This is a genomic window from Marinobacter vulgaris, from assembly GCF_003344045.1.
Taxonomy (GTDB): Bacteria; Pseudomonadota; Gammaproteobacteria; order Pseudomonadales; family Oleiphilaceae; genus Marinobacter; species Marinobacter vulgaris.
Genome location: NZ_QFWX01000002.1, coordinates 1 through 25,658 on the forward strand (window position 1 = coordinate 1; position 25,658 = coordinate 25,658).

The following is a 25,658-nucleotide window of genomic DNA, read 5'->3' on the forward strand; positions in this document are numbered from 1 at the left end:
CGACGAGCTATTACCCCACAACTGGAAGCCGGCTACCCCAGACAAGGTGTAATGCCCAGACGCTTACCGAAGAAGGCCACTCCAGAGTTTGATCAAGATGTTGCGGTGATCTTGCATTGCACATCCAAAGGAAACATTGGCAATCAGCTTGAGGGCTTTTTCCTTATCGCACCCAAATCCCACCAGCTTCCCAAGTACGCGATTTTGAGCAAAGAATATACAGATCGGACTTCTAAACATGAGAATTTCGAGGCGAACCCGATAGGCCCTGACGATCTTGGCGCTGAGATTTGGTGGAAATAACCAAGCAACAAGCCCCCTTCCCTGTTAGTTAGTATTGACAACTAAATTGGTTTCGATTACAATTGATAATCGTTATCAAATGATAACTACTTGTAGAAAATAACCCCAAATTTCAAATATTTTTGTTGTTTAAAAACAATGACTTACGAACAACCTATTGCTATAGAGTTATTTTAAGTTATTGATTTTAATAGCATTAGTGGTTTTTTGGACAGTTACTTCTCCCTATTAATTATCTGTTTATATTCTGGAGGAATTCTATGAAATAACAGACTGTAAGAGGATACATCCATATGCAAAAGAAAGTGTATTACAAAGATAGTTATATGTCTTATAAGATTAACTGTGATGATCGTAACCCTTGTTACCTGGGTATCTTGTCATGTCTATTGACTCACTTAAATTATTCAATCAATAGATTTTATGAACCTATTGGCTATCATATTAGGATTCGCCCAAAAAACGGCATCGACAATAGATCCATCACTGACAGGTTGAACAAATTCTACTCAAAGCCAAATAAGCACCGAAAGAAGGCACATACCTTTGATCCGGTCTGGGTGAAAGTTCAGGAAATGGATCCAGATCAAGACGGCTACCACATGCATTTAGCCGTTATCCTAGATCTAAATAAAGCCAAAAGAATTAGCTTAGACTACTTTTGCTCTAATCTGCTGAAGAACAACATCATAGACAGCTATCTGGTTATCGAGCCGGATCTGCCAACAGACAGAAAAGGCGTTCTTCTAAAAAACGAAGGCGGATTTGCTCGTTACTTTTACTGGTTAAGCTATATCGCCAAGTCTCGAACAAAAGAGTTCACCCCTCAGACATTTAGCTCAAGTCGGCTTGATAAAGCGAGCTAGAAACTGCAATAGCCATAGAAAGCCCTGAGATGACTCACAGTTAGCCTTAAACTATTACCTAATGGGTTGCCATAGGGCAATACAATCAAGGCATTAGAAAGCCTCTCAGGGCCTCTCCGATTAAATTTGTTTAGAACTGCTTGGCTCATTAATTGAAGATATTGAGCCAACCAAAAATAGACCCTCAGGTTGGCTCAAAAATCAGCGTTGACTACAAATGAGCTATGTTCTACTATTGAGCCAACTTTTGAGCCATTGAGGTGAACATGGCTAACGTAGCCTATTATCGTGTATCAACAAAACAGCAGACCATTGAAAACCAGAGGTTAGAGATCAAATCTGCTTATAACGTCGATCATGAATTTTTTGATGAATCCACCTCGGGAAGTGTCAAAACCTCTTCTCGACAAGGATTTCACGAGATGGAGCAATTTATCCGCAATGGAGACAATCTAATAGTCGCAGACCTAGACAGACTGGGCCGATCAGCCCTTGATGTTCAAGAGTCGATATCTCGGTTTCAAAAAAAGGGAGTAAATATTATCGTTACAAGGCTGGGCATCGACCTAAGCACTGACGTTGGGAGCCTAGTCGCCACGATTCTAAGCAAGATAGCTGAGCTCGAACGCTCCAAGATTCTTGAGAGAGCAAATTCGGGGAGGGCGAGAGCGAAAGCCCAAGGAGCGGTCTTCGGAAGACCTAAAGTTGCGGAGCCATCTGAAGTAAAGCAACTTCGTGGACAAGGCCTCAGCATCCACGACGTTGCAAAAAAGCTCTCGATAAGTCCCGCCACGGTCAAGAGGTATCAGAAACTCTAGGATATTTTAAAATCTCGAGTGATTCTGACGGAGACTGACTGAGTTTGCTCAGCACCGCTCCACTCACTCTTCTGGTTCAACTTGTTTACGATGAGGGTTTTTCTGTTTATGTAAATCAAGTCTCGCTATGAGAACATACAGTTCATGCAAGAACGAAAGGTTAGCCCGCATTATTTTTATGACTGCAACCCCCTGAAGTATAGTCAAATACCAAATTACACACACACCAGTTGCCCTTAACTCCTCAGCATACTGATTTAAAATAGTGGTATTCTTAACGACGGGCACTGCTACAACCATCATAAAGAGACAGGCCAAGATAACAGTTGCTGAGAGTAAAATAGTCATCACCAAAGACTCAAGCCTTTTCGCACTCCCAAGGGTCTCCAGGAAATCAATCTTGTCATTCTTCTGCGTTATTTTTTGCACTGCCTCGGGGTAACTGTATGAAATCCACATGCCAACGATGGCCAAGAGAATTCCAGATACAGTTATGAGTCCTGAAAGCGCCGAACTGAAATCGATAGTCAGGTTTTTCGCAAACTCGAATATCAAAAAATAGCAGCCAATCAGATAAACCAAAGTCAGAATCAAGTACTTTTTCATTTCCTCTGGCCTCGTAATTAAGACTAACCGGTCTTCGATGACAAATCGTCTACCTCTATTGCGTTCAGCAAAAACGCTCTACGTTTATTGACTGCCTCCATGATCTCAACCGCAGTAGGCAATTTGGTGCGAGACGCAGTGAGATCCAAATCAACATCAGCCTTGATAGAACTCGCACTGAGCCATACCGTACCTTTGTTTTTCATCTTAAAACCGACCCTATCAAAGCCACCTTCATCGAAGTTCTCGTCAAACTCTTCGACCAGAAATTTCAGCATCTCCTGATCCGCAACAAAAGGGATTTCAACAGACACTTTTTGAACGCCAGCATCATTTAACATTCGATCAATCTTGTCTGTGTAGCCTACCTCATCATCATCTTCATCAACCCACCCCCTCGGCACCATTCTACTCAAAAGATTTCTGAGCTCGTCCACACCTTTAGTTGTGGAACTACGACGATCAGGCACAGCTTTTGGCAGCTCCGCGTTGCGAACCAAAGCGGTAATTTTCTCAGGATGGTCCAAAAGATTCTTGCGTTCCCCTTTGTTCAGTTTCTTCGAGTAGTGAAACCTGAACCATGAACACTTGTCAGAAGTCTTGTCTTTTTTATATCCAATAATCTTGTCGTGCTTATTGAACAACCGATATCCGCTTAAGTTTTCCGCATAAGACTTAAGGTAATGCTGCAGCGTAACTATGCTCTGATGGCTATGAGAAAACCGAATTGTCGCAAACGCATTATGTTCAGGCAGGAACCAGTAGTATGAGGGCAACCCTAGAATATCGTCTTTACCAGCCTTAGCTTCAGTAACAGCACTGCCACCTAACGGGCTGGATTTTGGTATCGCAAGAACTTGGCCATCAGCGTTGGAAACTTCGTTCCACAAAACCAATAAATAGTTCCCAGTGTCCTGACAATGGTAAAAATCTCTGCAGTAAGTTCTCCCACTGACTCGAGAACTAATGCGGTCATCTGTAACTAATGTGCTACCAAGCGTGCTCTGACTCGATAGCCATCTGTCAAAATCAGCAAAATATTCTACTGGACCGCCAAAAGATGAGGATTGACTTTTCCTCTTGAAAAAACCGAACTCTTCAATACTGTAGAATTGCACATGCGCTTTGAGCACTCAACACCCCGCTCATTCCATCGAAAATAAATTACTGTTTTTAATGCATTAAGCAGCCTATTTCATAAATACTCTAAACACAAACTTGCACCCAAGCGTTGGTCGGGTGATTTTCGTTCGCGAAAGACTGAAACTGACTTTACGATGGAATGAGCACCTGAAACCTACCGAAATTTTCTCAGCGGCTCTTTAACTGATGTGCGATGGAATTTGAAATATGGCTCTCTCGTCGGGCTCCACCAATTGCAATTGGTACCAATAATATCGCGGATGCGACGCTTTGCTCCCTCGCTTTGCTCCAATGAGCGTCCCTGTTGAATTAGACCTGCGTGATCAACGATGAGATAGCCTTTCTCGAATAAGTCGTCACAGCCGAAGTTGCAGAGGGGAATTACAATGTTTTCGAAATCCAGTCGCTCTTTCAGCGAACAAACCGCGCGCTTCTTAACATGGGCAGCCACCATGAACTCGGGATCAAAAGTTTCTTTGCAAAACGCACAAGATTTCGTTGCCAAAGTTTGAAAGAGATGGTTTCTCAAATGTCCTTGCTCCAGGCGACGCAAAGCCGAGCCTTTCCGATCTGTCTCGGAGATACCATTTAAGAGCTGCTCTATCGCCGACTTAAACTGATCCAAAGCAGGAGCTGGAGGTGACAGATCGGCTTCATCTGCCAGGCGAATTAAGGGAGCACTGACTTCCTCGGACTTCACCACAAAACCTTGCCAGTTATCGTTGGGTTTGGTGCCCATTAAGCGATTTGCAAAATGCTTTGAGAAGTCCACGGGCTTTACGTCACTCATGAAATAAAGGAGAGGAAAAGAACCAATTTCCTCATCAGCTTCGTTCCAGATACGCTTGGCCAGCAATTCATCCTCATGACGGAGAACGATCGAACCGCACAATACTGCTCTACCAAAAGCCGCGAAGAACGCCACATCCCCGATACCGAGTTTCTCCCACTGCTTCCTACCACTGTCGTCTGATCTCGGCTTCACACCCCAAACGTAGGGATCACGACCACCACAGACTTCTCGCAAGTAATCAACTTTCTCGCTGGGCAGATACTGGGCAATAACTTCAAGAGGAACTGGTTTGAATATAGATTTTTTAAGATTCGCTTGTGCCTCACGATCCGTAACCGGTTGCAGTGCAGCCTTTGGCATCATGTTCTCCTTGAATATTTGACTGCGTTCCCCTTAGCTTCTTCGATCGGGTACTTCTGCTCGTTTTTTTGCATCTTCAAGCGAACGATGGCCTCCAAATCGATGCCGAGAGTATCAATCAGACGAAGAAGATAAATCTGAACATCTGCAACCTCCTCCTCGACAGACTTCGACAACTTCGGATCATCCATAACTTCATAAGATTTCTCTTCGGTTAGCCATTGAAATACATCGAGTAATTCCCCTACCTCGCCACCCAGAGCCATGGCTAAATTTTTCGGACTCTGAAACTGATCCCAGTCTCTCTCTTTTACAAACTTTCTCAGGTCACCGTTAATACCTTCAATATCCACTGCAATTTCTCCATAACACTCTGTGACGAATATCGCAGGGGCTGCCACCTGCAGAATTAACTTTTTAGTTGTTCAGCCTCAGCGAGGCTAGTTAATAAAAATCAGGTTACCGCGCTCTGCAAGAAAGCTGAACAAGCAATAAAACAAATTCAGTCATTTTGTCGTTTGGTGTTTTCGGCTACATAGTTAACAGGTTGTGCCCGCCAGCTGCCGCTATCTCCAGCGCTCTGCGCGGCACGCTCTGGCCGCGCACGTCGGACAGGTCCGGCCCGGGCATGACCCTCTCGTCCGGAATCATTGCCGGTACCGGTGAAATCCGGGCCCGCTCACACAGGTGCTCACACACGGTCAGCAAATGCCCGGCTGGCAGCACATCGTCGTGGCTGGCAAGAGCCGCCTCGGCAGCATTGGCCTGGGGAATCAGCAGCTGGCGCCCTTCCATGCGGGCGGCCAATACTGCCGGGAGTATGCCCTTCAGGGGACGCAGCGCACCATCAAGAGACAACTCGCCCAGGCATTCGTACTGCGCAAGATTCTCGGCGGGAATCTGCCCGGACGCAGCGAGAATACCGAGGGCAATGGGCAGGTCGAACCGCCCGCCCTCCTTGGGCAGGTCCGCAGGCGCCAGATTGATCGTGATTCGGCGGGCCGGGAAATCGAAGCCGGCGTTAAGCAGCGCGCTGCGAACGCGCTCCCGGCTCTCACGAACTCCGGTTTCCGGGAGCCCGACGATGGATAGCGCCGGCAGGCCGCCGGACAGGTGCACTTCAACGGTAACGGAGGGAGCAGACACGCCAATGCTGGCGCGGGTATGGACAACGGCAAACATAACAACCTTCCATGGTTATGGGCATTAGCGGCGCGACCGCCGGGCCGGCTTCCTGCCGGTCAGCTCTTCGGGAATTGCTGTTCCAGTTCGGCCACGCGCTTTTCCAGGGCCTCGACCTTCTCCCGGGTTTTCATCAGCACCGCCTGCTGGGCATCGAACTCTTCACGGGTCACCAGCTCCAGCCGCGACAGAACCGTCATAACGGTTGCCCGGGCCTGGGCCTCGAAGTCCTCACGGGCCGCACGGGCCATATCGGGAACAAACTGGCCAAACTGGCCCTGGAGCTGGGTAAAGAAATCCTGCGGACCTTTCACAAATCACCTCGCTGGCTTGAGCGCTCTTGAATTCGCCTGAACCCGGCCCGGTTTCGGCGCCGACAGGACGGCTGGAAGTGTAACACATTGCCTGCCCTGCCATACTGTACCCTGTCCGCAGTATAATGTGGTTGCAGCAGGCCTTATCGATCGCACCCGAATTGTGCATCATTATGGCTCACTGCAGACAGGTGCGCCCTGAAATGGGGCGACCTGACGGTCCATTTTGGACCAGCACATATTCAAGATATTGATTATATTGTTATTTTTTGCGTTGGCACACCCGATGCTAAAAGCCTTGTACGCAATCCGCACAATTGGTGTGCGAGGTGGCAGCATCCCGACCTCAACAGCGGGCCAGAGAGTTCCAGATGTTGAGACGGCTTTACCAAGGAGAAAGCAATGAAACTTGTGACAGCGATCATCAAGCCTTTCAAGTTGGATGATGTCCGTGAGGCACTATCCGAGATTGGCGTACAAGGCGTAACGGTCACTGAAGTCAAAGGCTTCGGTCGCCAGAAGGGCCATACCGAACTCTACCGTGGCGCAGAATATGTGGTGGATTTCCTGCCCAAGGTCAAGGTTGAAGTTGCTATCGGCGACAACCTGCTGGACCAGGTCATCGAGTCCATCACCAAGGCCGCTAACACCGGGAAAATTGGTGACGGCAAAATCTTCGTGACGAAACTGGAGCAGGCTATCCGGATCCGAACCGGGGAAACCGGCGAAGAAGCAATCTGATCACAGCCTGATCAAGCAGACAGCCAACGCAAAAAATTTATAACTTGAAAAGCCTCGTGCGGAGGGCTTCACATGGAAAGCAATCTTAATCATATTTTTGAACTCCAGTATGCGCTGGATACCTTCTACTTCCTGATTTGCGGTGCCCTGGTCATGTGGATGGCCGCTGGCTTCTCGATGCTTGAGGCCGGCCTGGTGCGTGCCAAGAACACCACTGAAATCCTGACCAAAAACGTCTCCCTGTTTGCTGTTGCCTGTACGATGTACCTCATCGTCGGTTACGACATCATGTACGGTGGCGGACTTTTCCTGAGCGGTGTTACAACCGTCGCCCAAATGGACGACGAAGCCATCGCCGGTGTGCTTGCGGCTTCCAACGAGGCCGGTTTTGGGGAGATGGGCGAATACGCCGGGGCTTCTGATTTCTTCTTCCAGGTGGTGTTCGTCGCCACAGCCATGTCCATCGTCTCCGGTGCCGTGGCCGAGCGCATGAAGCTCTGGGCCTTCCTGGCATTCGCCGTGGTCATGTGTGGCTTCATCTACCCGATGCAGGGCGCCTGGACCTGGAACGGCGATGCCGTGTTCGGCCTCTATGAGCTCAGCTACAGCGATTACGCCGGTTCCGGTATCGTGCACATGGCGGGCGCTTCTGCTGCCCTGGCCGGTGTTATTCTGCTGGGCGCCCGGAAAGGCAAGTATGGCGCAAAAGGCCAGATCAATGCTTTCCCGGGCGCAAACCTGCCGCTGGCAACACTCGGTACCTTCATCCTGTGGATGGGCTGGTTCGGCTTTAACGGCGGCTCTACCCTGAAGCTGGGTGGCATCGGTGTTGCCAACGAGGTTGCCAACGTGTTCCTGAACACCAACGCAGCCGCGGCCGGCGGTCTGATTGGCGCCCTTATCGTTGCCCGCATCATGTTTGGCAAAGCGGACCTCACCATGGCCCTGAACGGCGCCCTGGCTGGCCTGGTGGCAATCACTGCCGAGCCTGCTGACCCGTCGCCCCTGCTGGCCACCATCATTGGGGCGATCGGCGGTATCATCGTGGTGTTCTCGATTGTCACACTGGACAAGATGCGTATCGATGATCCTGTCGGTGCCATCTCGGTGCACGGTGTGGTTGGTATCTGGGGTATCTTTGCGGTACTTCTGTCCGACGCCGACGCCACCTTCATGGGTCAGCTGATCGGCATGCTCACCATCTTTGTCTGGGTCTTCGTGACCAGCCTGATTGTCTGGGGCATCCTCAAGGCGGTCATGGGTATCCGGGTTACCGAAGAGGAAGAGTACGAGGGTGTGGATCTGTCCGAATGTGGCATGGAAGCCTATCCGGAGTTTGTCAGCAGCAAGTAACACCCGCTGACAGTAGATCGAGAGAGGGGCGCCCGCGAGGCGCCCCTCTTTTTTGCGTCAGTTATCTCTCGCTGGACATCACCTCATCCTCCAACGCATCCACCATGAACTGCGGCATAGCCAGTGCTCCACGATGGATGTCGGCGTTGTAATAACGGGTCACAAACGGCCGCTGATCCGCGTCCTCCTCGCGGAAGTACACAACCGGCTTTTCCTTGCCCGCCATGGTGCAGCTCCACCAGCCGGTAGGATAGACCGGCTGCGGAAACGGCAGGGTGCGCACATGGTCAAACCCAGCCTCTTTCAGTTCGTTATGGATGGTTTTAATGATGGTATGAGTATGCAGCAGCGGTGACTCACTCTGCTGGACAATAATGCCGCCCTCGCGCAGGGCGATCATGCAGTCGCGATAGAAATCCAGCGCAAACAGGCCTTCGGCGGGCCCGACCGGGTCGGTGCTGTCGATGATGATAACATCGAGACTTTCCGGCACTGCGTCACGTATCCACTGGATGCCATCGCCGAAGAAGAAGTTGGCGCGAGGATCGGTGTTGGATTCGCACAGCTCAGGGAAGTACTTTTCCGAGAGGCGGGTCACACGCTCGTCGATTTCCACCTGCCAGGCTTCTTCCACGCCCGGGTGCTTGAGGACTTCCTTGAGAGTGCCGCAGTCACCGCCGCCGACGATCACGACTTTTTTCGGGTCCCTGTGGGTAAACAGGGCCGGATGGGTCATCATTTCGTGGTAAAGGAAGTTGTCACGGCTGGTCAGCATCACACAGCCGTCCAGTACCATCAGGTTGCCGAAGGTTTCCGTTTCCCATATTTCCAGCTTCTGGAACCGGGTCTGTTCTTCGTGCAGCTTCTTTTTTACCTGCAGGGAAAATGCGGTTCCCTGGTCCTGGAATACCTCGGTAAACCAGCCTTCGTTCAATGCCGTCATTTCATGTCTCCGCGTTTGCGTGTCGAGCCTGTTCCTGTTGGGGATCCTGTTGAAGGTATTGTAGGTGGGGAGTTGCCACACCTAAAGGACTATCATCGTGTCAGGCCTCGGTTTTTCCGGCAGGGTTCTTTCAGCAGGCCGGCGGAATCCATACAATGAGCGCCATCAGCCGGCACTGCGCCGGCTACGGAATCAGCACAGGACAGCCCCATGAATGAACCGACAGGCAGTGCCGCCCACAAGGTGTACAACATCGCCCACTGGAGCGATGGCTATATCGATGTGAACGCCCGCGGTGAGGCGCTGATACGCCCGGACCGGGGCCACAGCGGCGAGGACATCAACCTGCCGGACCTGACCCGTTCCCTGGTCAGCAGCGGGGTGCAATTGCCGGTGCTGATCCGCTTCACCGATATCCTCCACGATCGCGTCAACAAACTTTGCGGTGCGTTTAACCGGGTCGCCGGGGAGCAGGGTTACCAGGGCGCCTACACAGCGGTCTACCCCATCAAGGTGAACCAGCAGCGGCGGGTGGTGGAGGAGCTGCTGCGAGCAGAGCCGGCCGCCCGCGACAACCAGATTGGCCTGGAGGCAGGCAGCAAGCCGGAGCTGATGGCGGTTCTGGCCCTGTCGCAGCAGCCGGGTTCAGTGATTGTCTGCAACGGCTATAAGGATCGTGAATACATCCGCCTGGCACTGATCGGCCAAAAGCTCGGGCACCGGGTGTTTATCGTGGTGGAAAAACAGTCCGAACTGCCGCTGATTCTGGAGCAGGCTCGCCGCCTGGGTGTCATGCCCCTGATTGGCGTTCGTGCGCGACTGGCCACCATTGGCAAGGGAAACTGGCAGAATACCGGTGGCGAGAAGTCAAAATTCGGCCTGTCTGCGAGCCAGGTTCTGGATGTGGTCGAGACCCTCAGCCATGCCGGCGCCCTGGATTCCCTGCAATTGCTCCACTTCCACCTGGGCTCCCAGATAGCCAATATCCGCGACATCCAGACCGGACTGCGGGAATGCGCCCGCTTTTACAGCGAATTGCGCCAGATGGGAGCGCCGGTAGGCACGGTGGATATCGGCGGCGGCCTGGGCGTGGACTACGAAGGCACCCGCTCCCGCAGCAGCTGCTCCATGAACTACAGCGTCCATGAATACGCCTACAATGTCGTCCACATTCTGCAGTCGGAATGTGACCGGGCAGGCATTCCCCACCCCAATCTGATCAGCGAATCCGGCCGGGCCCTGACCGCTCACCATTCGGTCCTGGTTACCAACGTCATCGACCGCGAAGTGCCCGACCAGCGCCAGCCAGAGGCCCCGGCCGATGGTGCGCCAGCGCCGCTTCAGGATCTGTGGCGCGACCTGAAAAGTCTTCAGGATCAGGGCTCACCCCGTTCCCTGGCAGAGATTTACCACGATGTGCTCCATGCCATGGCGGATGTGCACACCCAGTTTGCCCACGGCCTGTTGTCGCTGGCCGATCGCGCCAGGGCGGAAACACTCTACACCACCTGTTGCCGGATGCTCAGGGACCAGCTGAATGCCAACAACCGTGCGCACCGGGAGATTATTGACGAGCTCAATGAAAAACTGGCGGAAAAGCTGTTTGTAAATTTCTCGCTGTTCCAGTCGCTGCCGGATGTCTGGGGCATTGATCAGATTTTCCCGATCATGCCAATCAATGGGCTTAACCGCCCTCTCAACCGGCGCGCGGTCATCCAGGACATCACCTGTGACTCCGACGGGCGGATCGATCGATATGTGGATGGCCAGGGTATCGAAACCACCTTCCCTCTGCCGGAGGATGTGCCGGAGGAACCCATGTTGATGGGCTTCTTCATGACCGGCGCCTACCAGGAAATCCTCGGCGACATGCACAACCTGTTCGGCGATACCCACTCGGTTGATGTGAGGCGGAATGCGGGCGGTGGACACACTGTCAGCGAGCCGATCCACGGCGACACCGTGGCCAGGGTACTGCAATACGTAAACTTTGAACCTGCTGCCCTGCTGCGGGCCTACCAGCAGAAGTTCGCTGCCAGCGGCCTGCCGGACGGGGAACAGGCCAGCCTGCTGGAAGAGCTCGGCAGCGGCCTCGAGGGCTATACCTACCTGGAGGAATGAGCGGGTACACGAGGAAAACCACAAAAAGCGCTTCCAGGCTGATCCGGCTTTTCGACCGCCCCGTATACATCATCACTGACAAAACCGGGGCGAGTGCATAGAATGATGACCAGAACAATCTCAAATCATGCGACAGTCAAGGAGCGTCCGGTGATGACACTGGATCAGAAACCGGCACGGGCCGAGGGCCGTAAGGACCCCTGGAGCCAGATGCTGGAGAAAGTGGGCAAGAACCAGGACCGCCAGGCCTATCATGCTCTGTTCGAGCATTTCGGACCGCAGATCAAGTACTACGCCATGGCCAACGGCCTGGCAAGTCATGCCGAAGAGCTCGTTCAGGAAGTGTTCGTGTCCATTTGGCGCCGGTCCTGCCTGTACGACTGGCGCAAGGCGGCCGCATCCACCTGGATTTTCACGATTGCCCGGAACCAGCGTATCGACATGCTTCGCAAGATGAAGCGGACCAGCGCTGAAATGCCGGTCGAGACTGAAGACCTGTGGCAGATTCCCGGCGAGAATGACGACGAGCCGGTCACGTCATTGCACCGCCTCATGTCGGAGCGCCGGGTGAGAGAGTCTCTCAGCCACCTTCCGGAGGAGCAGACTACTGTTATTGCTAAGGTTTACATGGAAAGCAAGTCACACCAGATGGTAGCCGACGAGCTTAATATCCCGTTGGGCACCGTCAAGAGCCGGGTTCGCCTAGCATTGAACAAACTGAAAGTGATTTTGCAGGACCAGAACGTATGACTAAGCATCATCCAGATACACTTATCCTGATGGAATACAGCGCGGGCAACCTCAGTGAGCCTCATGCGCTGTGTATTCGCCTTCATCTGGATCAGTGCCCACACTGTCGCAGCCGCGTTGATACGCTGGACAGCCTGGGTGCCGTGATGATGGAAAGCCAGCCACAAGTGGGCGTGTCGTCGGACATGTTTGACTCCATCCTGTCACGCATCGACAGTGAGCCGAACATGACCGAAGAATATATCAGCACCCGGGCCAAACGGGTGGGTCCGCTGCAGAAGCTGCTGGGCGAAGACCTCAACAGCCTGCCCTGGAAACGCCAGCTCGGAGACGTCAGCGTGCTCGATATCAGTGAGCGGTTCCCCGGCCAGAGTGAGCAGGTCGTGCTGCAGAAACTGGCGGCAGGTGGCAAAGCCCCGGCCCATACTCACCGTGGCGATGAGACAACCATTGTGCTTCAGGGCGCATTTGCCGACCAGAAGGGTGTGTTCAATCAGTGGGATTTTGTCGTGCTCAACCAGGACGATGATCACAAGCCTGTGGCAGTGGGTTGTGAAGACTGCATCACCCTGTCGGTCCTGAGCGCACCGGTAAAGCTGACCGGCACCTTCACGCGATTACTGAATCCCTTCATCCGCTGAGACGACAGGTCGCCTCAGCGCTTCCCGCAATCACCACGGAATAACGGAACCATCCCAACTGAGGAAGGTTCCGTTATTTTCTTCTGTCAGCTGTTCCGTAACGCGCAGGATATTCTCCGCGGTATCGCCGGGTTCGTGAACCTTGAGCTGAGCCAGCGATCGGGTGAACGGCTCACTCAGTGGCGACAGCGTCGTGCCGGGATGTACAGCCACACAGGCAAGCGGGCGGTATTTTCGGGGCAGCTCGATGGACAGGTTGCGCACCAGCATGTTCAGCGCTGCCTTGGAACTGCGATAGGCATACCAACCCCCGAAGCCGTTGTCGGTAATCGATCCAACCTTGGCGGAAACCGCCACTATGCGCTTGAAGCGCCGGTGACGAAGCCAGGGAGCGAGGGTCCGCACCAGCATCGCAAAACCGGTGGCGTTGACCGCAAACGCATGGGCGAACGCTCCGGCATCCAGGTCTTCCAGTCGTTTTTCAGGGCTCATTCCGGGACCATGAAGTATCCCCGCAGCGTAGATCACTGTGTCCAGCCCCGATTCTGCTGGCAGGCTTTCCTTCAGCTTTTCAGCCACTCCGTCGACGTTGCCAGCCTCTGCCGCATCCCAGGGTATGAGCGTAACCCTGTCTGCCTGCTCCTCGGCGAACCTGACAGAAGACGGATCACGACAGAGCCCCACGATCACCAACTCCGAATCCTGCCGCAGCAGGCGCTCGGCAATGGCATGACCGATGGCGCCTGATATCCCCGCAATCAACACCTGCTTCATAAAAACTCCCGTATGACGGGCCTGGCCGTCAATTAAGTGAACCCATGGGATTGATACGAAAATTTTCCCCATCAGACCGACGCTTACAGTGAACCAGAGATTAAAACGGGCGTATGAATAGGGGCGTTGACAACATCCGCGATGCCTGTCTTAGATACAACCCGTTGCGGGCGTCGCTGCAATAACTTGCTGCATCGAGGAGAGCTTTCCATGCAATACCAGGCCCCCGCGAACGACCTTCGCTTTTTGCTGTTTGATGTCCTTGGCGTGGACAAACTGCATGAACTGGAAAAATACGCCGACGCCACACCCGACCTGATTTCGGCGGTGATCGACGAGGCCGGCAAACTGGCAGCGGAAGTCATCCAGCCCACCAACCAGATCGGAGACCGCCAGGGTTGCCAGTACAATCCGGAAACCCACGAGGTGACTACGCCGGAGGGATTCCGTGAAGCTTACACCAAGTTTGTCGAAGGCGGCTGGACTGCGCTGGATGCGCCGCTGCAATACGGCGGCCAGGGCCTTCCCCACACCCTCAAGTTTGTGGTGGATGAAATGGTATGCTCCACCAACCTGTCCCTGGGCATGTACCCCGGCCTGACCCATGGCGCTATCAGCGCACTCTATGCCCACGGTTCTGACGAGCTGAAAGACACTTACCTGGAAAAGCTGATCACCGGCCAATGGACCGGCACCATGTGCCTGACCGAGCCCCAGTGTGGCACTGATCTGGGACTGATCCGCACCCGCGCCACGCCGAATGACGACGGTTCTTATGCGATTGAGGGTACCAAGATCTGGATTACCGGTGGCGAACATGATCTGGTAGACAACATCGTCCACCTGGTGCTGGCCAAGCTCCCCGGCGCGCCGAACACGACCAAGGGTATTTCCCTGTTCGTCGTGCCCAAGGTATTGCCGGACTCCGGCGAGCGCAATCCTGCTTTCTGCGGCGGCCTGGAACACAAGATGGGCATCAAGGGTTCCGCCACCTGCGTGATGAACTTTGAAGGCGCCAAAGGCTGGCTGGTGGGCGAGCCCAACGACGGCATGCGCGCCATGTTCACGATGATGAACGAGGCCCGCCTGATGGTCGGCATGCAGGGCCTGGGTCTGGCCGAGATGGCCTATCAGGAAAGCCTCGGTTTCGCTCGCGAGCGCCTGCAGAGCCGTTCCTTGAGCGGTCCCAAAAACCCGGATGGCCCGGCCGACCCGATCATTGTGCATCCGGACGTCCGCCGCATGCTGATGCGCCAGAAGGTGTTAAATGAAGGCATGCGTGCGCTCGCGCTGTTTGCCGGCCATAAGCTGGACCTGTCCGTGGCTCACGGCGACGAGTCGGTTCGTGAGTCCGCAGACGACCTGGTTCAGTTGCTCACGCCGGTGGTGAAATCCTTCCTTACCGACGAAGGCTTCAACAACGCCAACACCGGCTTGCAGGTGCTGGGTGGTTCCGGCTTCACCACCGACTGGCCGCTGGAGCAACTGGTGCGGGATGGCCGTATCGCCCGCATTTATGAGGGCACCAACGGCATCCAGGCGATGGATCTGGTGGGTCGCAAGCTCAGCCTCAAGGGCGGGCAACTTGTGCGCACCCTGTTTGCCGAACTGACCGGTTATCTCAAGGAGAACCCGCAAGCCCCACACCGGGAAGAGCTGAAGGGTGCTATCAAGTCCCTGGAGTCGGCTACCATGTGGATCGCCAGCAATGCCCCGAAAGACCCGGAACAGGCAGGCGCCGCGGCGACGCCCTACCTGCGCCTGATGGCCCTGACCGTCATTGCTTACCTCTGGTCGCGCATGGCCGGCGTTGCCCAGGCACAATTGGACGCCGGCGAAGGCAACAAGCCGCTGCTGGAGGGCAAACTGGTCTCCGCCCGCTTCTACTTTGAAAAACTGCTGCCAGAAATCCAGTGGCTGCAGCAGGACATCGAAAGCGGCAAAGAGTCTCTCATGGCTTTCGAGGACGACCACTGGTCTGCCTGAACCGGCTTTCAGGTTGATCGCTTACAGGCCACGCTCTTGCGTGGCCTTTTTATATCCAACGATTAGAGACAGCCGGCAGGGCTGAGTTACAATCAGGACTTTTGGGCGGAGATGAAGCATGACGGGTGACGATTTCCACTTCCGCTTCGGCGGTATCGAGCGATTATACGGCCGCAGGGCCCTGGAGCGCTTTCGTCATGCCCACATTGCCATTGTCGGCCTGGGCGGCGTCGGCTCGTGGGCGGCCGAGGCCCTGGCCCGCTCCGGTATCGGTACACTGACGCTCATTGATATGGACGACATCTGTGTTTCCAATACCAACCGCCAGCTTCATGCGCTGACAGGCCAGTATGGCCGCACCAAGACCGACGCCATGGCAGAACGCCTGCGCGGCATCAACCCGGGAGCTGACATCCGTGTGCATTTCGGATTCCTGAATACCAAAAACGTCAGTGAGCTGATCACGCAGGAGATGTCAGGGGTGGTTGACGCTATTGACAGCGTCAAGGCCAAGGCGTCATTGATCGCACATTGCCAGCGACAGAAAATCCCACTGGTTTGCGCCGGAGGTGCCGGTGGCCAGATGGATCCGACCCAGATCCGCGTCAGCGACCTGAGCAAAACCACTCAGGACCCCCTGCTCGCCAAGGTTCGGAACCTGTTACGACGGGAGTACGGTTTCTCCCGCAACCCCAGGCGCCGTTTCGGCATCGAAGCCGTGTACTCCCTGGAGCAGCTCACGTATCCTGCCGCTGATGGTGAGGTCTGTCTCCAGAAGCCGGCCACAGAAGGGCCTGTCCGCCTCGATTGCGCGTCCGGATTTGGAGCCGCCAGCCCGGTTACCGCCAGCTTCGGTTTTTTTGCGGCGGCCAGGCTTCTGGCCAGGCTTGCACGCAAAGCGGAGTCCGGCACCGCCGCACCCTCTCCCGCCGGACAACCGAACTAATTCCATGAATCAACGGAACTGACTCCCCTATGACCGTCAGCACTGTCTTTCTACTCGCCTGCATTGGTGTGCTTTCACTTTTCTGCCAGTGGCTCGCCTGGCGGGTTCGTATGCCTGCCATCCTGTTCCTGCTTGCCGGCGGAATTGCAGCGGGCCCATTACTGGGCTTCCTGAACCCGGAAGAGGTGTTTGGCGATCTGTTGTTCCCGGTGATTTCCCTGGCGGTGGCAATTATTCTTTTCGAGGGCAGCCTGACCCTCCGCTATCAGGAAATCCGTGGTCACGGCAAGATGGTTCGCAACCTGATTCCCGTTGGCTCCATCGTCACCTGTTTTATCGGTACTCTGGCCGCACGCTATATTCTGAACGTGTCCTGGGAAGTCGCGCTATTGTTCGGGGCCATATCCATTGTCACCGGCCCCACGGTTATCGCCCCTCTGCTTCGGTCCGTCAGACCCGATGCCAAACTCGCCAACATCCTACGATGGGAAGGCATCATCATTGATCCGGTAGGGGCGCTGTTGGTGGTTCTGGTGTTCGAAGGCATCGTATCCTGGGGCCAGGGCAACGTGTTCGGCCACTCCATGTACATCTTCGGAAAAACCCTGGCGGTGGGCTTTGTGCTTGGTGCGGCGGCTGGCTGGCTCAATGGCATTGCCCTGCGCAAGCACCTGTTACCCCAGTACCTGCACAATGCCGGCACCCTGACTTTCATGCTCGGGGTCTACGCGCTATCAAACGAGATGGCCCATGAGTCCGGCCTGCTGACGGTCACTGTGATGGGCATCTGGATGGCCAACATGAAACAGGTTCCCATCGACGCCATTCTGGAATTCAAGGAATCCCTGAGTGTGCTGCTGATTTCCGCGCTGTTCATCATTCTGGCAGCGCGGGTCGAATTCGCAGCGATTGCCGAACTGGGCTGGGGACTGGTGCTCGTGCTGGCGCTGCTAATGCTGGTGGCACGCCCGGTCAGTATCTTTCTGTCTGCCATTGGTACCAGCCTTAACTGGCGGGACAAACTGTTTCTGAGCTGGATTGCGCCCCGGGGTATCGTAGCCGCCGCGGTTTCAGCGTTGTTTGCCTTCCAGCTGCAGAAGCTTGGCTATGAGAGCGCCGGCGCCCTGGTACCTCTCGTATTCATGCTGATTATTGCCACCGTTACCCTGCAGAGCCTTACTGCCCGGCCGCTTGCCAAGCTGCTGAAAGTGGACGAGCCGGCGGCATACGGCTTTCTCATCCTGGGCGCCAACCCGATGGCGCGGAAAATCGGTCTGGCACTGAAAAAACTGGAGGTGCCGGTGATCCTTGCGGACACCAACTGGGAAAATGTCAAGCAGGCGCGCATGGAAGACCTGCAGGTGTATTTTGGCAATCCGGTGTCCGAGCACGCCTCCACCCATCTGGACCTGACCGGTATTGGCAACCTGCTGGTCATCTCCCCCTACAAGCACATGAACTCGCTGGCGACTTATCACTTCCTGGACTGGTTCGGCCAGAATTCGGTGCTGACACTGGCCGAGGGGGACCAGGACCAGAGGGCGAGGCATCAGACCGCCGAGAAAATCCAGATGACCCGGGGACTGTTTGGCGGTGTCAGTTATGCCAAGCTGGCCAGCCTGGCCAGCCAGGGGTATTCAGTGAAAACCACCCAGCTCAGCGAGGAGTTTTCCTTCGAGGACTTTCTGGAAAAATACGATCGGCAGGCCCTGGTGCTGTTTGTGCTGGATAACCGCGAGCACATCTGGCCGGTCAAGAGCATCAGTGATATCAAGCCTGAGAAAGACTGGACCCTGGTCAGCCTGGTGCCTCCCCAGGCCAGAAAGGAGCGCAAGGAACGGGATACCGGTGAGGCACGGGCACCCAATCCGGCCTGAACCTTTCAGGACCTGCGGCAGTCAAGCACCAGTTTGCCTCTGACATGCCCGCCCTCAAGCATGCGGTGCGCATCGGCGACCTGATCCAGCGAGAAGGTTTCATCGATGTGAACCCGCACATCACCGTCCTCGATCAGTTCCGCGATCTCGTCAAGATGAAAGACATCGGGACGCACGGTCATGCCGTGGGCCCGTAGCCCCAGCTCCTCCGCCGCGGTAATGATTTCGTCCGCTGTTACCGTGGGGATGGTCACCAGCACGCCGTGCTCACTGAGGGTGTGCAGGGAGCGCTTGCCCGCCTCGCCGCCAACCAGGTCCAGCACCACATCCAGGCCATAGCATTCGTCAACGACATCCGTTGTGTGGTAGTCAATTACCTCATGGACACCGAAAGCAGCCAGGAAATCGCGATTACTTGCCGACGCCGTGGCGATCACATGGGCGCCACGCTCCAGGGCAAACTGCACTGCAAAGTGGCCCACCCCGCCGGCGCCGGCATGAATCAGAATTTTCTGGCCCGCCTCCAGTTCCGCCACTTCGAAAAGTGCCTGCCAGGCGGTCAAAGCCGCGAGGGGCAAAGCGCCGGCGCTTACCAGGTCCAGTTCTTCCGGAACGATGGCCAACTCATCAGCACGGGCAACCACATACTCCGAATAGCCACCACCGTTGGCTGGAAAGCCTACCATGCCCATCACCCGGTCGCCGGGTGCCAGCGTGGTTACGTCCCGACCAACCGATATGACTTCGCCGGCCGCGTCAAAGCCCGGCGTCCAGGGCAGATGATCCTCGATCTGGCGGGCCACGAAACCCAGCCCCTTGCGGGTTTTCCAGTCAATGGGGTTCAGCCCGGCACCGGCTACCCTGAACAGCACTTCCTCGGCACCCGGCTCCGGGATTTCCGAAGTCTCGATCCGCAGTACGTCGGCATCGCCAAAGCGGTCATAGACGACTTGGCGCATGGCGTTGCCAGCATTCGGATCAGCGGTGTTTTCCATGATGTTCTCCAGACGGCTTGAGGGACAGGACAGAATCATTGTTCAGACTAGCAGAAACTACACTCAGTGGTACTAACGTCACGACCTGAGTACACCCTCTGCCGGTACCATGGCGCCACCGAGGATATCAGCGAACTCGGCAGGCATCCGCGAGGGCCGCTGGCTTTTCAGGTTGACACAGGCGTGGGTGGACACAGCGCGCACCAGGGTCCTGCCATCGCACTCCCGCACCAGCTGGAACCGGCGCTCGGATCGAAAGCGGCCATCAAACCCGGTCAGCCAGGTAGCGAGTACCAGGCGATCACCAGCGTTGGCAGCGGTCAGGTAATCAATCTCTGTACGGGTAATCGCCATGGCCTTGCCGGTTTTTTCATGCAACTCCCAGGTCATCCCCAGACTCTCGATGTGCTGCCAGCTGATGTCCTCCAGCCAACGCACATACACCACATTGTTGGCATGTCCCAGCCTGTCGGTATCCTCGTCACCCACGTCAATGATCATTGTGAAGGGGTCGGGAAGATCCCAGCTCACCGGTATGCCATCACTCATCGTTGTCTTCTCCCAGTCCCGGAATGGCCGCTAACGCTAACCGGCCAATGCGATCATTGTGAAGTGAACCGAAGTAAAGGTAGCCGTCGTCGGGATTGACCGAGGTGATCTCCTGGAGATGGGTCCCCCTGGTATCGTGAAGGCTGGTTATCACCTTTCCCTGCTCGTCGAGCGCCACCACCAGCCCGTATTCACGGGGCTCTGGCAGGAAATAATCCGGAAGTTTGGCCAGCAGATCCTTGAGCCAGGGCTGCCGGTGCAGGGCATCGATCTGAGCGTTCCTCAGAGTGGGGAATGCCACCCAGTAGCGGCCGCCACTGTCGTGTGCAAGATTGTCAGGAAATCCCGGCAGATTGTCGACGAACACCTCTGCCTGACCGGGAGTGCGACCGCCGATCCAGTACTTCAGAATGCGGTACTTCCAGGTTTCGTTGACGAGCACGTACTCACCGTCCGGTGACACCGCCACGCCATTGGCAAAGTGCAGGTTGCTCAGCAGCACCTCGGTTCTGCCGGTGCGCGGATCATAGCGCAGCAGCCGCCCGTGGGGCCGCATCTCCAGCAGATCCAGCAGGTAATCCGGCTGGCGAAAGCGGGAACTGGCATCGGTGAAATAGATCCTGCCGTCCTGAGCAATATCCACATCGTCGGTAAAACGGAAGGGCAGGCCTTCGGCTTCGCGGGTCAGCAGGGTAACTGACTTGTCCGGGGCGATGGACAGCAGGCCCTTCCAGGAATCCGCCACGATGAGGTTGCCATGACGGTCAAACACCATACCCAGGGGCCGGCCACCGGTCTCCAGCCATTTTTCGACCCGGCCATCCGGCCAGACCCGGACAATCCATCCGTCCTGGGTACCGGTATAGAGCACACCTTCCTCATCCATGGTGGTATCTTCCGGGCCATAGACTTCCCCCCTGGCCAACAGATCCGCCAGCCTCAGGCGTTGGTTCGGGGCGAGCTCACCGGTCAGGGGTCGCGGCGAGGGAGCATCCCAGGACTGGCTGTTGATGGGAGACGGCGACAGCAGAAAACTGCCCAGCACCAAAAACCCGATCAGCAAAGCCCACAGAAGCCACTTCATAGATGATGCCCGTTACTGTCAGAAGCCATTCTGTAACCTTATCAGACACTCGCCGGTGGCTAAACTGGCAACCACGCTGGCGCTATTGGCCGGGCAACGCCAAAGTTTCTACTCGGAGAGAAATCGACGGCAAAGGGCGGCAAAGCTGTCGGGCTTCTCGGCGTGCAACCAATGCCCCGTGCCATTGATGATGCGAAGGTCCGCATGGGGAAAGAGCCGGCGAATATCGTCGCGATGCTTCTCCTGGATGTAAGCGGAATCAGCGCCCTTGATAAACAGCACCGGTCCTTCAAACGGCCCATCGCCCTCCGGCGCCCGGGCGAGCTGGGAATAACAGCGCTCAATCACCGGCAGGTTCAGCCGCCAGCGGAAGGAGCCCGGGTAATCGTTACGTTCATCGTCCGTTACCCGCACCAGATTTTTCAGCAGGAATTGCCTGACACCCGGCTCTTCAACATAGTCAGCAAGAACCTCGTCGGCATCCTGGCGCGAGCGGATCACACCGGTATCGATAGCAGCCAGCCCCTCCATGACCACATCATGGCGGGGGTGATAGGTCACCGGCGCGATATCCGCCACGATAATCCGATCAACGCGCTCTGGCGCCTGCAGCGCCAACTGCATTGCAGTCTTGCCACCCATGGAGTGACCAAGAATGGCAGCCTTGTCCAGCCCGCGGGCATCCATGTAAGCCAGCACGTCCTCCGCCATCGACGGGTAGTCCATGGTATCCGTATGGGGGGAACTGCCATGGTTGCGCTGATCCAGAGCATGTATCTGCCAGTGATCCTGCAACCGGCGGCTGATACCACCCAGATTATCGAGAGAGCCAAACAGGCCATGAAGCAGGATCAGCGGCTGGCCATCGCCAGTAATACGGTAGTTAAGCTCAACACTCATGGACAACGCCTCTTAAGATACCCATACATGTTTTCGAAAGAACTGCATTTGAACACGTCGACTACATTACCATTGGCGGACACAGGCACAAGGGGGAACTGGCTCAACCGGGCGGGGCACATCGTTCGTGCAGACGAAAAAAAGCCGGAGTTCCCTCCGGCTCAGGTCATGCAGGCTGCTCTTGCTGCGGCAGCAATACTCAACGATCAGCAGTAGTACATGCCGTTCAGATACTCGGCCAACGCGGCAATATTGGACCGCTCGAGCTCGTTATGGGGTACAAAAATTTCCAGATCCATGAAAACACCTCCGGTTTCACTTTGCTTGACTAAGAATCCTCAATATCTTGATGATATCGTTGATACAGTGTCGGGCCATTGACAGGCTGTCCCACAGACTTGACATTTTGTATCAGCAAGGATGAACTCCTGTTAACCCTCAGATAAAGGTGACCGTGAACGCTCCCCAGGCAGAAGCCATCACATCGCCGCTGGTTGCAGCATCCAGCACCCTGGCACTGATTCACTATCTGGACCGGCAAGGGGTACTGGATCTCCCGGTGGTGGAGAAAATCACTGGACTCCGCCTTACTGCACTGAGCGACCCGGACCTGCGAATCCCCGCTGAAAACCACTATCGCCTTTGGGAATATGCTGAGCGGGTTACAGGAGACCCGGCTATCGGCCTTCATGCCGGCCAGGTGATTGATCCTGACCGTATGGGACTGGTGGGCCATGTGTTTTTCAATTGCGACACCCTGGGCGAGGCGGTGACCCAATATGTCCGCCTTCAGCGGCTGATCAATGAATCGGTGACACTGAATTTTGAGCAGGCCGGTGACCAGGCCATCCTGACCTGGCAGGCGGATTCACCCGGGCATTATTGCCGCCAGGATATGGACCGGACACTGGCGAGTGCCCTGTGCCGGACCCGGCACTTTATTGATTCCTCCATCGTTGCCGAGTGGGCCGAGATTGCCCATCCGGAGCCGTCTTACGGTAAGGAGTACCAGCACCTGCTGGGTGGCCGCGTCTATTTCGGCTCCGGCATCACCCGCCTTGCCTTCAACAGCCGGCACCTGAGTCATCCGATACCCCACCGCAACCCCTACGTGTATTCCGCCGTACTCAAACAGGTCAACGCGCTGCTGGTCCGTCTTCAGGGCCGGCGCACCTTCGGCCGCAGGATCCGGCGCCTGATATCCCGCCAGATGGCCACGGATCGCATTGACGCCGACACCCTCGCAAAGCAGTGCCATATGAGCCGTCAGACCCTGTATCGACGCCTGAAAAAAGAGGGGCTGGGGTTTCAGGAGCTGGTGGAAGAGATTCGCCAGGACAAGGCGCTTCGCTACGTCGCGTCGGGGCAGTACGCACTTGGTGAAATTGCCTTCCTGCTGGGCTTTTCCGAGCTCAGCGCCTTCAGCCGTGCTTTCAAACGCTGGACTGGCATGGCACCGGCCCAGTATCGGGCCCGCCACCAATCCGATGAAAGCGGAGAAGCACCAGAATGACCCTGCCCGATCTCTCCTGGCTTGCCATTGCTATCGGGCTGCTCTATCTGACAGCAGCAGCCTGCATCTACCGGATATTGATGACCTACCGCACCGCCCAGGGCGCGCTCGCCTGGGTGCTGGCCCTGATCGGCCTGCCCTACATCGCAGTTCCCATGTTCCTGCTGTTCGGTCGCAACCGGTTCGGAGGCTATCTGAAACCGCGACCAACCGGCGATGCGGCGCTCACCGAACTGCTCAACCGTTTCGAGCAACAGACCGCCTCGATTACCCAGCGAGACCATAAGCATTTCCATGACGAGCTTCAGGTTCTTTGCAAGCTGGGCCGGCAGCCATTCACCAGAGGCAACCAGTGCGACCTCCTCAAGGACGGCGAGGCCACCTTCGACGCTCTGTTTGACGCCATGGAGAATGCCCGAGACTACATCCTCCTGGAGTTCTATATCGTTCGCTCCGACAAAATCGGCCAGCGCATCAAGGCGATACTGAAACGCAAACTCGCCGAGGGCGTGGAAGTATGGTTTCTGTACGACGACATTGGCAGCGTCTGGTTACCCCGGAAATACCTCAGGGAACTGGCCGCGGCCGGTGCCAACATTGCGTCATTCGGAGACGGCAACCTCCGCCGCATGCGGATGCAGGTCAACTTCCGCAACCACCGCAAACTGCTGGTCTGCGATGGCGAAGTGGGCTTTGTCGGGGGCATTAACCTGGGTGATGAGTACCTGGGCACCGCCATGGACGAGGAACCCTGGCGCGACAGCCACTGCCGCATTACCGGGCCGGCGGTAACCGGCCTGCAACTGGCCTGGCTGGAAGACTGGAACTGGGCCAGCGGCGAATTTCCCAGCCTGAACTGGGCGCCCGCCACGCCGGCACGTGGCGACCAGGAAGTGCTGATCCTGCCAACCGGCCCGGCAGATACCTACGAGACCTGCACGCTGTTTTTCCTGAACTGTATCAATAACGCCCAGGAGCGGATCTGGATTGCCTCGCCCTATTTCGTGCCCGACTTCCAGATCATGAACGCCCTGCAACTGGCATCCCTTCGGGGTGTGGATGTACGCGTTATCATTCCGGAAAAATCCGACAGCCAGCTGATCAGGCTTGCAGCCTATTCGTACCTGGTGCAGGCCAGCCGCGCCGGCATCGGCATCTACCGGTACCAGCCTGGCTTCATGCATCAGAAGATGGTGCTGGTGGATCATCGCTACGCTGCCGTGGGAACCGCCAACCTGGATAACCGTTCGATGCGCCTGAACTTCGAAATCACCGCCATCAGCACCGCCGGTGACTTTGTTGAGGGTGTAGAACACATGCTGGAGGAGGATCTTGCCAGCTGCCGCCTGATGACGGAGCGCGATTACCGGGAACGCTCAATTATTTTTCGCCTGGCTTGCAGAACGATCCGGTTGGCCGCCCCTCTGCTCTGAAATGCGGCGGCCAGGCAGAAGAATGAAAGCCACCGCCGCATCCCTCTGGATTTTATTGCTCCTCCCTGCGGTCTTCATCTGCCAGCGACAGGTGAGAGACGTCCGGGACCATTGGGGGCGGCAGGTCTCGCTTGACGCCCAGTTCGCTGCCCGCTGGCGCCAGTGTCCAGTCGTCGAGATGCTGGAACATGGGAGCCGGAGCCTCCCTGTGTTGCTCAAGGGTTACCCCGACCGGATCCAGCGTCAGTCCGGATCCGGACAGTATCGTGTCCACTTTGTCGCCAGCGACAGGCAAGCGATCCCCCGGCTCTACGGCAACGGACGAAGCCGGCTTGGCGGATGCCGCCTCCCGTTCCCCAAGGCCTGATTCTGGCGCGGGTTGCGTCTGCGCTCGTGACTCGCCGGTTGGCGCCTGGCGGGCAGTCGACGGTTTCGCGCCCTCCATGGGCTGCACATAGGCCACCATGCCGTGCTTTTGCAACACTGCCCGGTATTTTTCCGCCTGCACCTCCTCCAGCTTGTTGCGGATAACCACCGGCTGACCACTGAACATGCGGCCGACCTGTTCTGGCGAGGCCTTGAACAGATTTTTTGCGTTATTGCGGGCGGCGGCCGGGTCTGTCCCCGGCGTGCACTCACCCTTGAAAACGAGCTGGAACATGATCCT

General features: G+C 55.9%; 25 protein-coding genes and 1 pseudogene. 13 read left to right on the forward strand and 13 right to left on the reverse strand.

The genetic code is table 11. The features are described 5' to 3' along the window. The 3 genes from DIT71_RS18090 to DIT71_RS03280 all read left to right on the forward strand — a co-directional run. Nucleotides 1-303: hypothetical protein (locus DIT71_RS18090; protein ID WP_227537929.1), on the forward strand; the 303-nt coding region annotated here is incomplete at its 5' end. A 293-nt stretch (nucleotides 304-596) separates the two neighbouring features. Beyond that, on the forward strand, nucleotides 597-1,169 hold the full coding sequence (locus DIT71_RS03275) for a hypothetical protein (protein WP_114611795.1): 573 nt from the start codon (nucleotides 597-599) through the stop codon (nucleotides 1,167-1,169). A 266-nt stretch (nucleotides 1,170-1,435) separates the two neighbouring features. Beyond that, entirely contained in the window at nucleotides 1,436-1,987 is a 552-nt protein-coding gene (locus tag DIT71_RS03280) for a recombinase family protein (protein ID WP_114611796.1), read from the forward strand. Between the two features lie 63 nt (nucleotides 1,988-2,050). Here the strand turns inward: DIT71_RS03280 and DIT71_RS03285 are convergent, their stop codons facing one another. The 6 genes and pseudogenes from DIT71_RS03285 to DIT71_RS03310 all read right to left on the reverse strand — a co-directional run bounded on the left by DIT71_RS03285 (nucleotide 2,051) and on the right by DIT71_RS03310 (nucleotide 6,385). Continuing rightward, nucleotides 2,051-2,593 (reverse strand): hypothetical protein, encoded by a 543-nt coding sequence (locus DIT71_RS03285; protein ID WP_114611797.1) that lies wholly within the window; start codon nucleotides 2,591-2,593, stop codon nucleotides 2,051-2,053. Nucleotides 2,594-2,616: 23 nt separating this feature from the next. Further along, nucleotides 2,617-3,726, reverse strand: a complete 1,110-nt coding sequence (locus DIT71_RS03290; protein WP_144114477.1) for a hypothetical protein — start codon at nucleotides 3,724-3,726, stop codon at nucleotides 2,617-2,619. 164 nt (nucleotides 3,727-3,890) lie between these two features. After that, the gene (locus DIT71_RS03295; RefSeq protein WP_144114476.1) at nucleotides 3,891-4,892 is read right to left on the reverse strand and encodes a hypothetical protein; all 1,002 of its coding nucleotides are present in this window, start codon (nucleotides 4,890-4,892) and stop codon (nucleotides 3,891-3,893) included. Then, complete coding sequence (locus DIT71_RS03300) at nucleotides 4,889-5,242, reverse strand: nucleotide pyrophosphohydrolase (RefSeq protein ID WP_114611800.1); 354 nt, start codon at nucleotides 5,240-5,242, stop codon at nucleotides 4,889-4,891. The genes DIT71_RS03295 and DIT71_RS03300 overlap by 4 nt, the downstream gene beginning before the upstream one ends. A gap of 187 nt (nucleotides 5,243-5,429) precedes the next feature. After that, nucleotides 5,430-6,071, reverse strand: a pseudogene (locus DIT71_RS03305) (magnesium chelatase domain-containing protein); the annotation flags it as partial. Between the two features lie 59 nt (nucleotides 6,072-6,130). Continuing rightward, a complete protein-coding gene (locus tag DIT71_RS03310; RefSeq protein ID WP_114611801.1) occupies nucleotides 6,131-6,385 on the reverse strand; it encodes an accessory factor UbiK family protein in 255 nt (84 codons plus the stop codon). Nucleotides 6,386-6,787: 402 nt separating this feature from the next. Here DIT71_RS03310 and glnK point away from each other — a divergent pair, with 402 nt between their 5' ends. After that, nucleotides 6,788-7,126: a P-II family nitrogen regulator gene (gene glnK, locus DIT71_RS03315; protein ID WP_114611802.1), complete on the forward strand. Its 339-nt coding sequence runs from the start codon at nucleotides 6,788-6,790 to the stop codon at nucleotides 7,124-7,126. A gap of 72 nt (nucleotides 7,127-7,198) precedes the next feature. Beyond that, nucleotides 7,199-8,479 carry an ammonium transporter gene (locus DIT71_RS03320; RefSeq protein WP_114611803.1) on the forward strand — a complete coding sequence of 427 codons (1,281 nt, stop codon included), beginning with the start codon at nucleotides 7,199-7,201 and terminating at the stop codon, nucleotides 8,477-8,479. Between the two features lie 61 nt (nucleotides 8,480-8,540). Here DIT71_RS03320 and speE read toward each other — a convergent pair whose 3' ends face one another. Continuing rightward, nucleotides 8,541-9,422, reverse strand: coding sequence for a polyamine aminopropyltransferase (gene speE / locus DIT71_RS03325; RefSeq protein WP_114611804.1), 882 nt, complete (start codon nucleotides 9,420-9,422; stop codon nucleotides 8,541-8,543). A 210-nt stretch (nucleotides 9,423-9,632) separates the two neighbouring features. Between speE and speA the strand changes: the two genes are divergently transcribed. The 3 genes from speA (at nucleotide 9,633) to DIT71_RS03340 (ending at nucleotide 12,934) form a co-directional block, all read left to right on the forward strand. After that, the gene (gene speA / locus DIT71_RS03330) at nucleotides 9,633-11,543 is read left to right on the forward strand and encodes a biosynthetic arginine decarboxylase (RefSeq protein WP_114611805.1); all 1,911 of its coding nucleotides are present in this window, start codon (nucleotides 9,633-9,635) and stop codon (nucleotides 11,541-11,543) included. Nucleotides 11,544-11,693: 150 nt separating this feature from the next. Next, complete coding sequence (locus DIT71_RS03335; RefSeq protein WP_114611806.1) at nucleotides 11,694-12,293, forward strand: sigma-70 family RNA polymerase sigma factor; 600 nt, start codon at nucleotides 11,694-11,696, stop codon at nucleotides 12,291-12,293. Next, on the forward strand, nucleotides 12,290-12,934 hold the full coding sequence (locus tag DIT71_RS03340; RefSeq protein WP_114611807.1) for a ChrR family anti-sigma-E factor: 645 nt from the start codon (nucleotides 12,290-12,292) through the stop codon (nucleotides 12,932-12,934). Before DIT71_RS03335 ends, DIT71_RS03340 begins: the two co-directional genes overlap by 4 nt. 30 nt (nucleotides 12,935-12,964) lie before the next feature. On the opposite strand, the gene DIT71_RS03345 is transcribed toward DIT71_RS03340, so the two are convergent. Next, nucleotides 12,965-13,708 (reverse strand): SDR family NAD(P)-dependent oxidoreductase, encoded by a 744-nt coding sequence (locus DIT71_RS03345; protein WP_114611808.1) that lies wholly within the window; start codon nucleotides 13,706-13,708, stop codon nucleotides 12,965-12,967. A gap of 210 nt (nucleotides 13,709-13,918) precedes the next feature. Between DIT71_RS03345 and DIT71_RS03350 the strand changes: the two genes are divergently transcribed. The 3 genes from DIT71_RS03350 to DIT71_RS03360 all read left to right on the forward strand — a co-directional run bounded on the left by DIT71_RS03350 (nucleotide 13,919) and on the right by DIT71_RS03360 (nucleotide 18,517). Beyond that, nucleotides 13,919-15,694, forward strand: coding sequence for an acyl-CoA dehydrogenase C-terminal domain-containing protein (locus DIT71_RS03350; RefSeq protein ID WP_114611809.1), 1,776 nt, complete (start codon nucleotides 13,919-13,921; stop codon nucleotides 15,692-15,694). 118 nt (nucleotides 15,695-15,812) lie between these two features. Continuing rightward, on the forward strand, nucleotides 15,813-16,640 hold the full coding sequence (tcdA, locus tag DIT71_RS03355; protein ID WP_114611810.1) for a tRNA cyclic N6-threonylcarbamoyladenosine(37) synthase TcdA: 828 nt from the start codon (nucleotides 15,813-15,815) through the stop codon (nucleotides 16,638-16,640). Nucleotides 16,641-16,669: 29 nt separating this feature from the next. Further along, entirely contained in the window at nucleotides 16,670-18,517 is a 1,848-nt protein-coding gene (locus tag DIT71_RS03360; protein ID WP_114611811.1) for a cation:proton antiporter, read from the forward strand. A gap of 5 nt (nucleotides 18,518-18,522) precedes the next feature. On the opposite strand, the gene DIT71_RS03365 is transcribed toward DIT71_RS03360, so the two are convergent. The 4 genes from DIT71_RS03365 to DIT71_RS03380 all read right to left on the reverse strand — a co-directional run bounded on the left by DIT71_RS03365 (nucleotide 18,523) and on the right by DIT71_RS03380 (nucleotide 22,045). Then, on the reverse strand, nucleotides 18,523-19,512 hold the full coding sequence (locus tag DIT71_RS03365) for an NADP-dependent oxidoreductase (RefSeq protein WP_114611812.1): 990 nt from the start codon (nucleotides 19,510-19,512) through the stop codon (nucleotides 18,523-18,525). 78 nt (nucleotides 19,513-19,590) lie between these two features. Continuing rightward, complete coding sequence (locus tag DIT71_RS03370; protein WP_114611813.1) at nucleotides 19,591-20,061, reverse strand: acyl-CoA thioesterase; 471 nt, start codon at nucleotides 20,059-20,061, stop codon at nucleotides 19,591-19,593. Then, nucleotides 20,054-21,145 (reverse strand): SMP-30/gluconolactonase/LRE family protein, encoded by a 1,092-nt coding sequence (locus DIT71_RS03375; protein WP_114611814.1) that lies wholly within the window; start codon nucleotides 21,143-21,145, stop codon nucleotides 20,054-20,056. The genes DIT71_RS03370 and DIT71_RS03375 overlap by 8 nt, the downstream gene beginning before the upstream one ends. A 108-nt stretch (nucleotides 21,146-21,253) precedes the next feature. Then, a complete protein-coding gene (locus DIT71_RS03380; RefSeq protein ID WP_114611815.1) occupies nucleotides 21,254-22,045 on the reverse strand; it encodes an alpha/beta fold hydrolase in 792 nt (263 codons plus the stop codon). 448 nt (nucleotides 22,046-22,493) lie between these two features. On the opposite strand from DIT71_RS03380, the gene DIT71_RS03390 reads away from it, so the two are divergent. Further along, nucleotides 22,494-23,558: an AraC family transcriptional regulator gene (locus DIT71_RS03390; protein WP_406565098.1), complete on the forward strand. Its 1,065-nt coding sequence runs from the start codon at nucleotides 22,494-22,496 to the stop codon at nucleotides 23,556-23,558. Continuing rightward, nucleotides 23,555-24,991 carry a cardiolipin synthase gene (gene cls / locus DIT71_RS03395; protein WP_227537931.1) on the forward strand — a complete coding sequence of 479 codons (1,437 nt, stop codon included), beginning with the start codon at nucleotides 23,555-23,557 and terminating at the stop codon, nucleotides 24,989-24,991. Before DIT71_RS03390 ends, cls begins: the two co-directional genes overlap by 4 nt. A 52-nt stretch (nucleotides 24,992-25,043) precedes the next feature. Here the strand turns inward: cls and DIT71_RS03400 are convergent, their stop codons facing one another. After that, nucleotides 25,044-25,652 carry a hypothetical protein gene (locus DIT71_RS03400; RefSeq protein WP_114611817.1) on the reverse strand — a complete coding sequence of 203 codons (609 nt, stop codon included), beginning with the start codon at nucleotides 25,650-25,652 and terminating at the stop codon, nucleotides 25,044-25,046. Nucleotides 25,653-25,658: the final 6 nt, after the last annotated feature.

What these genes read in the sequence shown, in the direction of transcription:
- DIT71_RS03345 (WP_114611808.1), bottom strand. Translation starts at nt 13,708, where the DNA reads ATGAAGCAGGTGTTGATTGCGGGGATATCAGGCGCCATCGGTCATGCC.
- speA (WP_114611805.1), top strand. Translation starts at nt 9,633, where the DNA reads ATGAATGAACCGACAGGCAGTGCCGCCCACAAGGTGTACAACATCGCC.
- DIT71_RS03340 (WP_114611807.1), top strand. Translation starts at nt 12,290, where the DNA reads ATGACTAAGCATCATCCAGATACACTTATCCTGATGGAATACAGCGCG.
- DIT71_RS03280 (WP_114611796.1), top strand. Translation starts at nt 1,436, where the DNA reads ATGGCTAACGTAGCCTATTATCGTGTATCAACAAAACAGCAGACCATT.
- DIT71_RS03365 (WP_114611812.1), bottom strand. Translation starts at nt 19,512, where the DNA reads ATGGAAAACACCGCTGATCCGAATGCTGGCAACGCCATGCGCCAAGTC.
- cls (WP_227537931.1), top strand. Translation starts at nt 23,555, where the DNA reads ATGACCCTGCCCGATCTCTCCTGGCTTGCCATTGCTATCGGGCTGCTC.
- DIT71_RS03370 (WP_114611813.1), bottom strand. Translation starts at nt 20,061, where the DNA reads ATGAGTGATGGCATACCGGTGAGCTGGGATCTTCCCGACCCCTTCACA.
- DIT71_RS03380 (WP_114611815.1), bottom strand. Translation starts at nt 22,045, where the DNA reads ATGAGTGTTGAGCTTAACTACCGTATTACTGGCGATGGCCAGCCGCTG.
- DIT71_RS03350 (WP_114611809.1), top strand. Translation starts at nt 13,919, where the DNA reads ATGCAATACCAGGCCCCCGCGAACGACCTTCGCTTTTTGCTGTTTGAT.
- DIT71_RS03275 (WP_114611795.1), top strand. Translation starts at nt 597, where the DNA reads ATGCAAAAGAAAGTGTATTACAAAGATAGTTATATGTCTTATAAGATT.
- DIT71_RS03360 (WP_114611811.1), top strand. Translation starts at nt 16,670, where the DNA reads ATGACCGTCAGCACTGTCTTTCTACTCGCCTGCATTGGTGTGCTTTCA.
- tcdA (WP_114611810.1), top strand. Translation starts at nt 15,813, where the DNA reads ATGACGGGTGACGATTTCCACTTCCGCTTCGGCGGTATCGAGCGATTA.
- DIT71_RS03375 (WP_114611814.1), bottom strand. Translation starts at nt 21,145, where the DNA reads ATGAAGTGGCTTCTGTGGGCTTTGCTGATCGGGTTTTTGGTGCTGGGC.
- glnK (WP_114611802.1), top strand. Translation starts at nt 6,788, where the DNA reads ATGAAACTTGTGACAGCGATCATCAAGCCTTTCAAGTTGGATGATGTC.
- DIT71_RS03400 (WP_114611817.1), bottom strand. Translation starts at nt 25,652, where the DNA reads ATGTTCCAGCTCGTTTTCAAGGGTGAGTGCACGCCGGGGACAGACCCG.
- speE (WP_114611804.1), bottom strand. Translation starts at nt 9,422, where the DNA reads ATGACGGCATTGAACGAAGGCTGGTTTACCGAGGTATTCCAGGACCAG.
- DIT71_RS03295 (WP_144114476.1), bottom strand. Translation starts at nt 4,892, where the DNA reads ATGATGCCAAAGGCTGCACTGCAACCGGTTACGGATCGTGAGGCACAA.
- DIT71_RS03320 (WP_114611803.1), top strand. Translation starts at nt 7,199, where the DNA reads ATGGAAAGCAATCTTAATCATATTTTTGAACTCCAGTATGCGCTGGAT.
- DIT71_RS03285 (WP_114611797.1), bottom strand. Translation starts at nt 2,593, where the DNA reads ATGAAAAAGTACTTGATTCTGACTTTGGTTTATCTGATTGGCTGCTAT.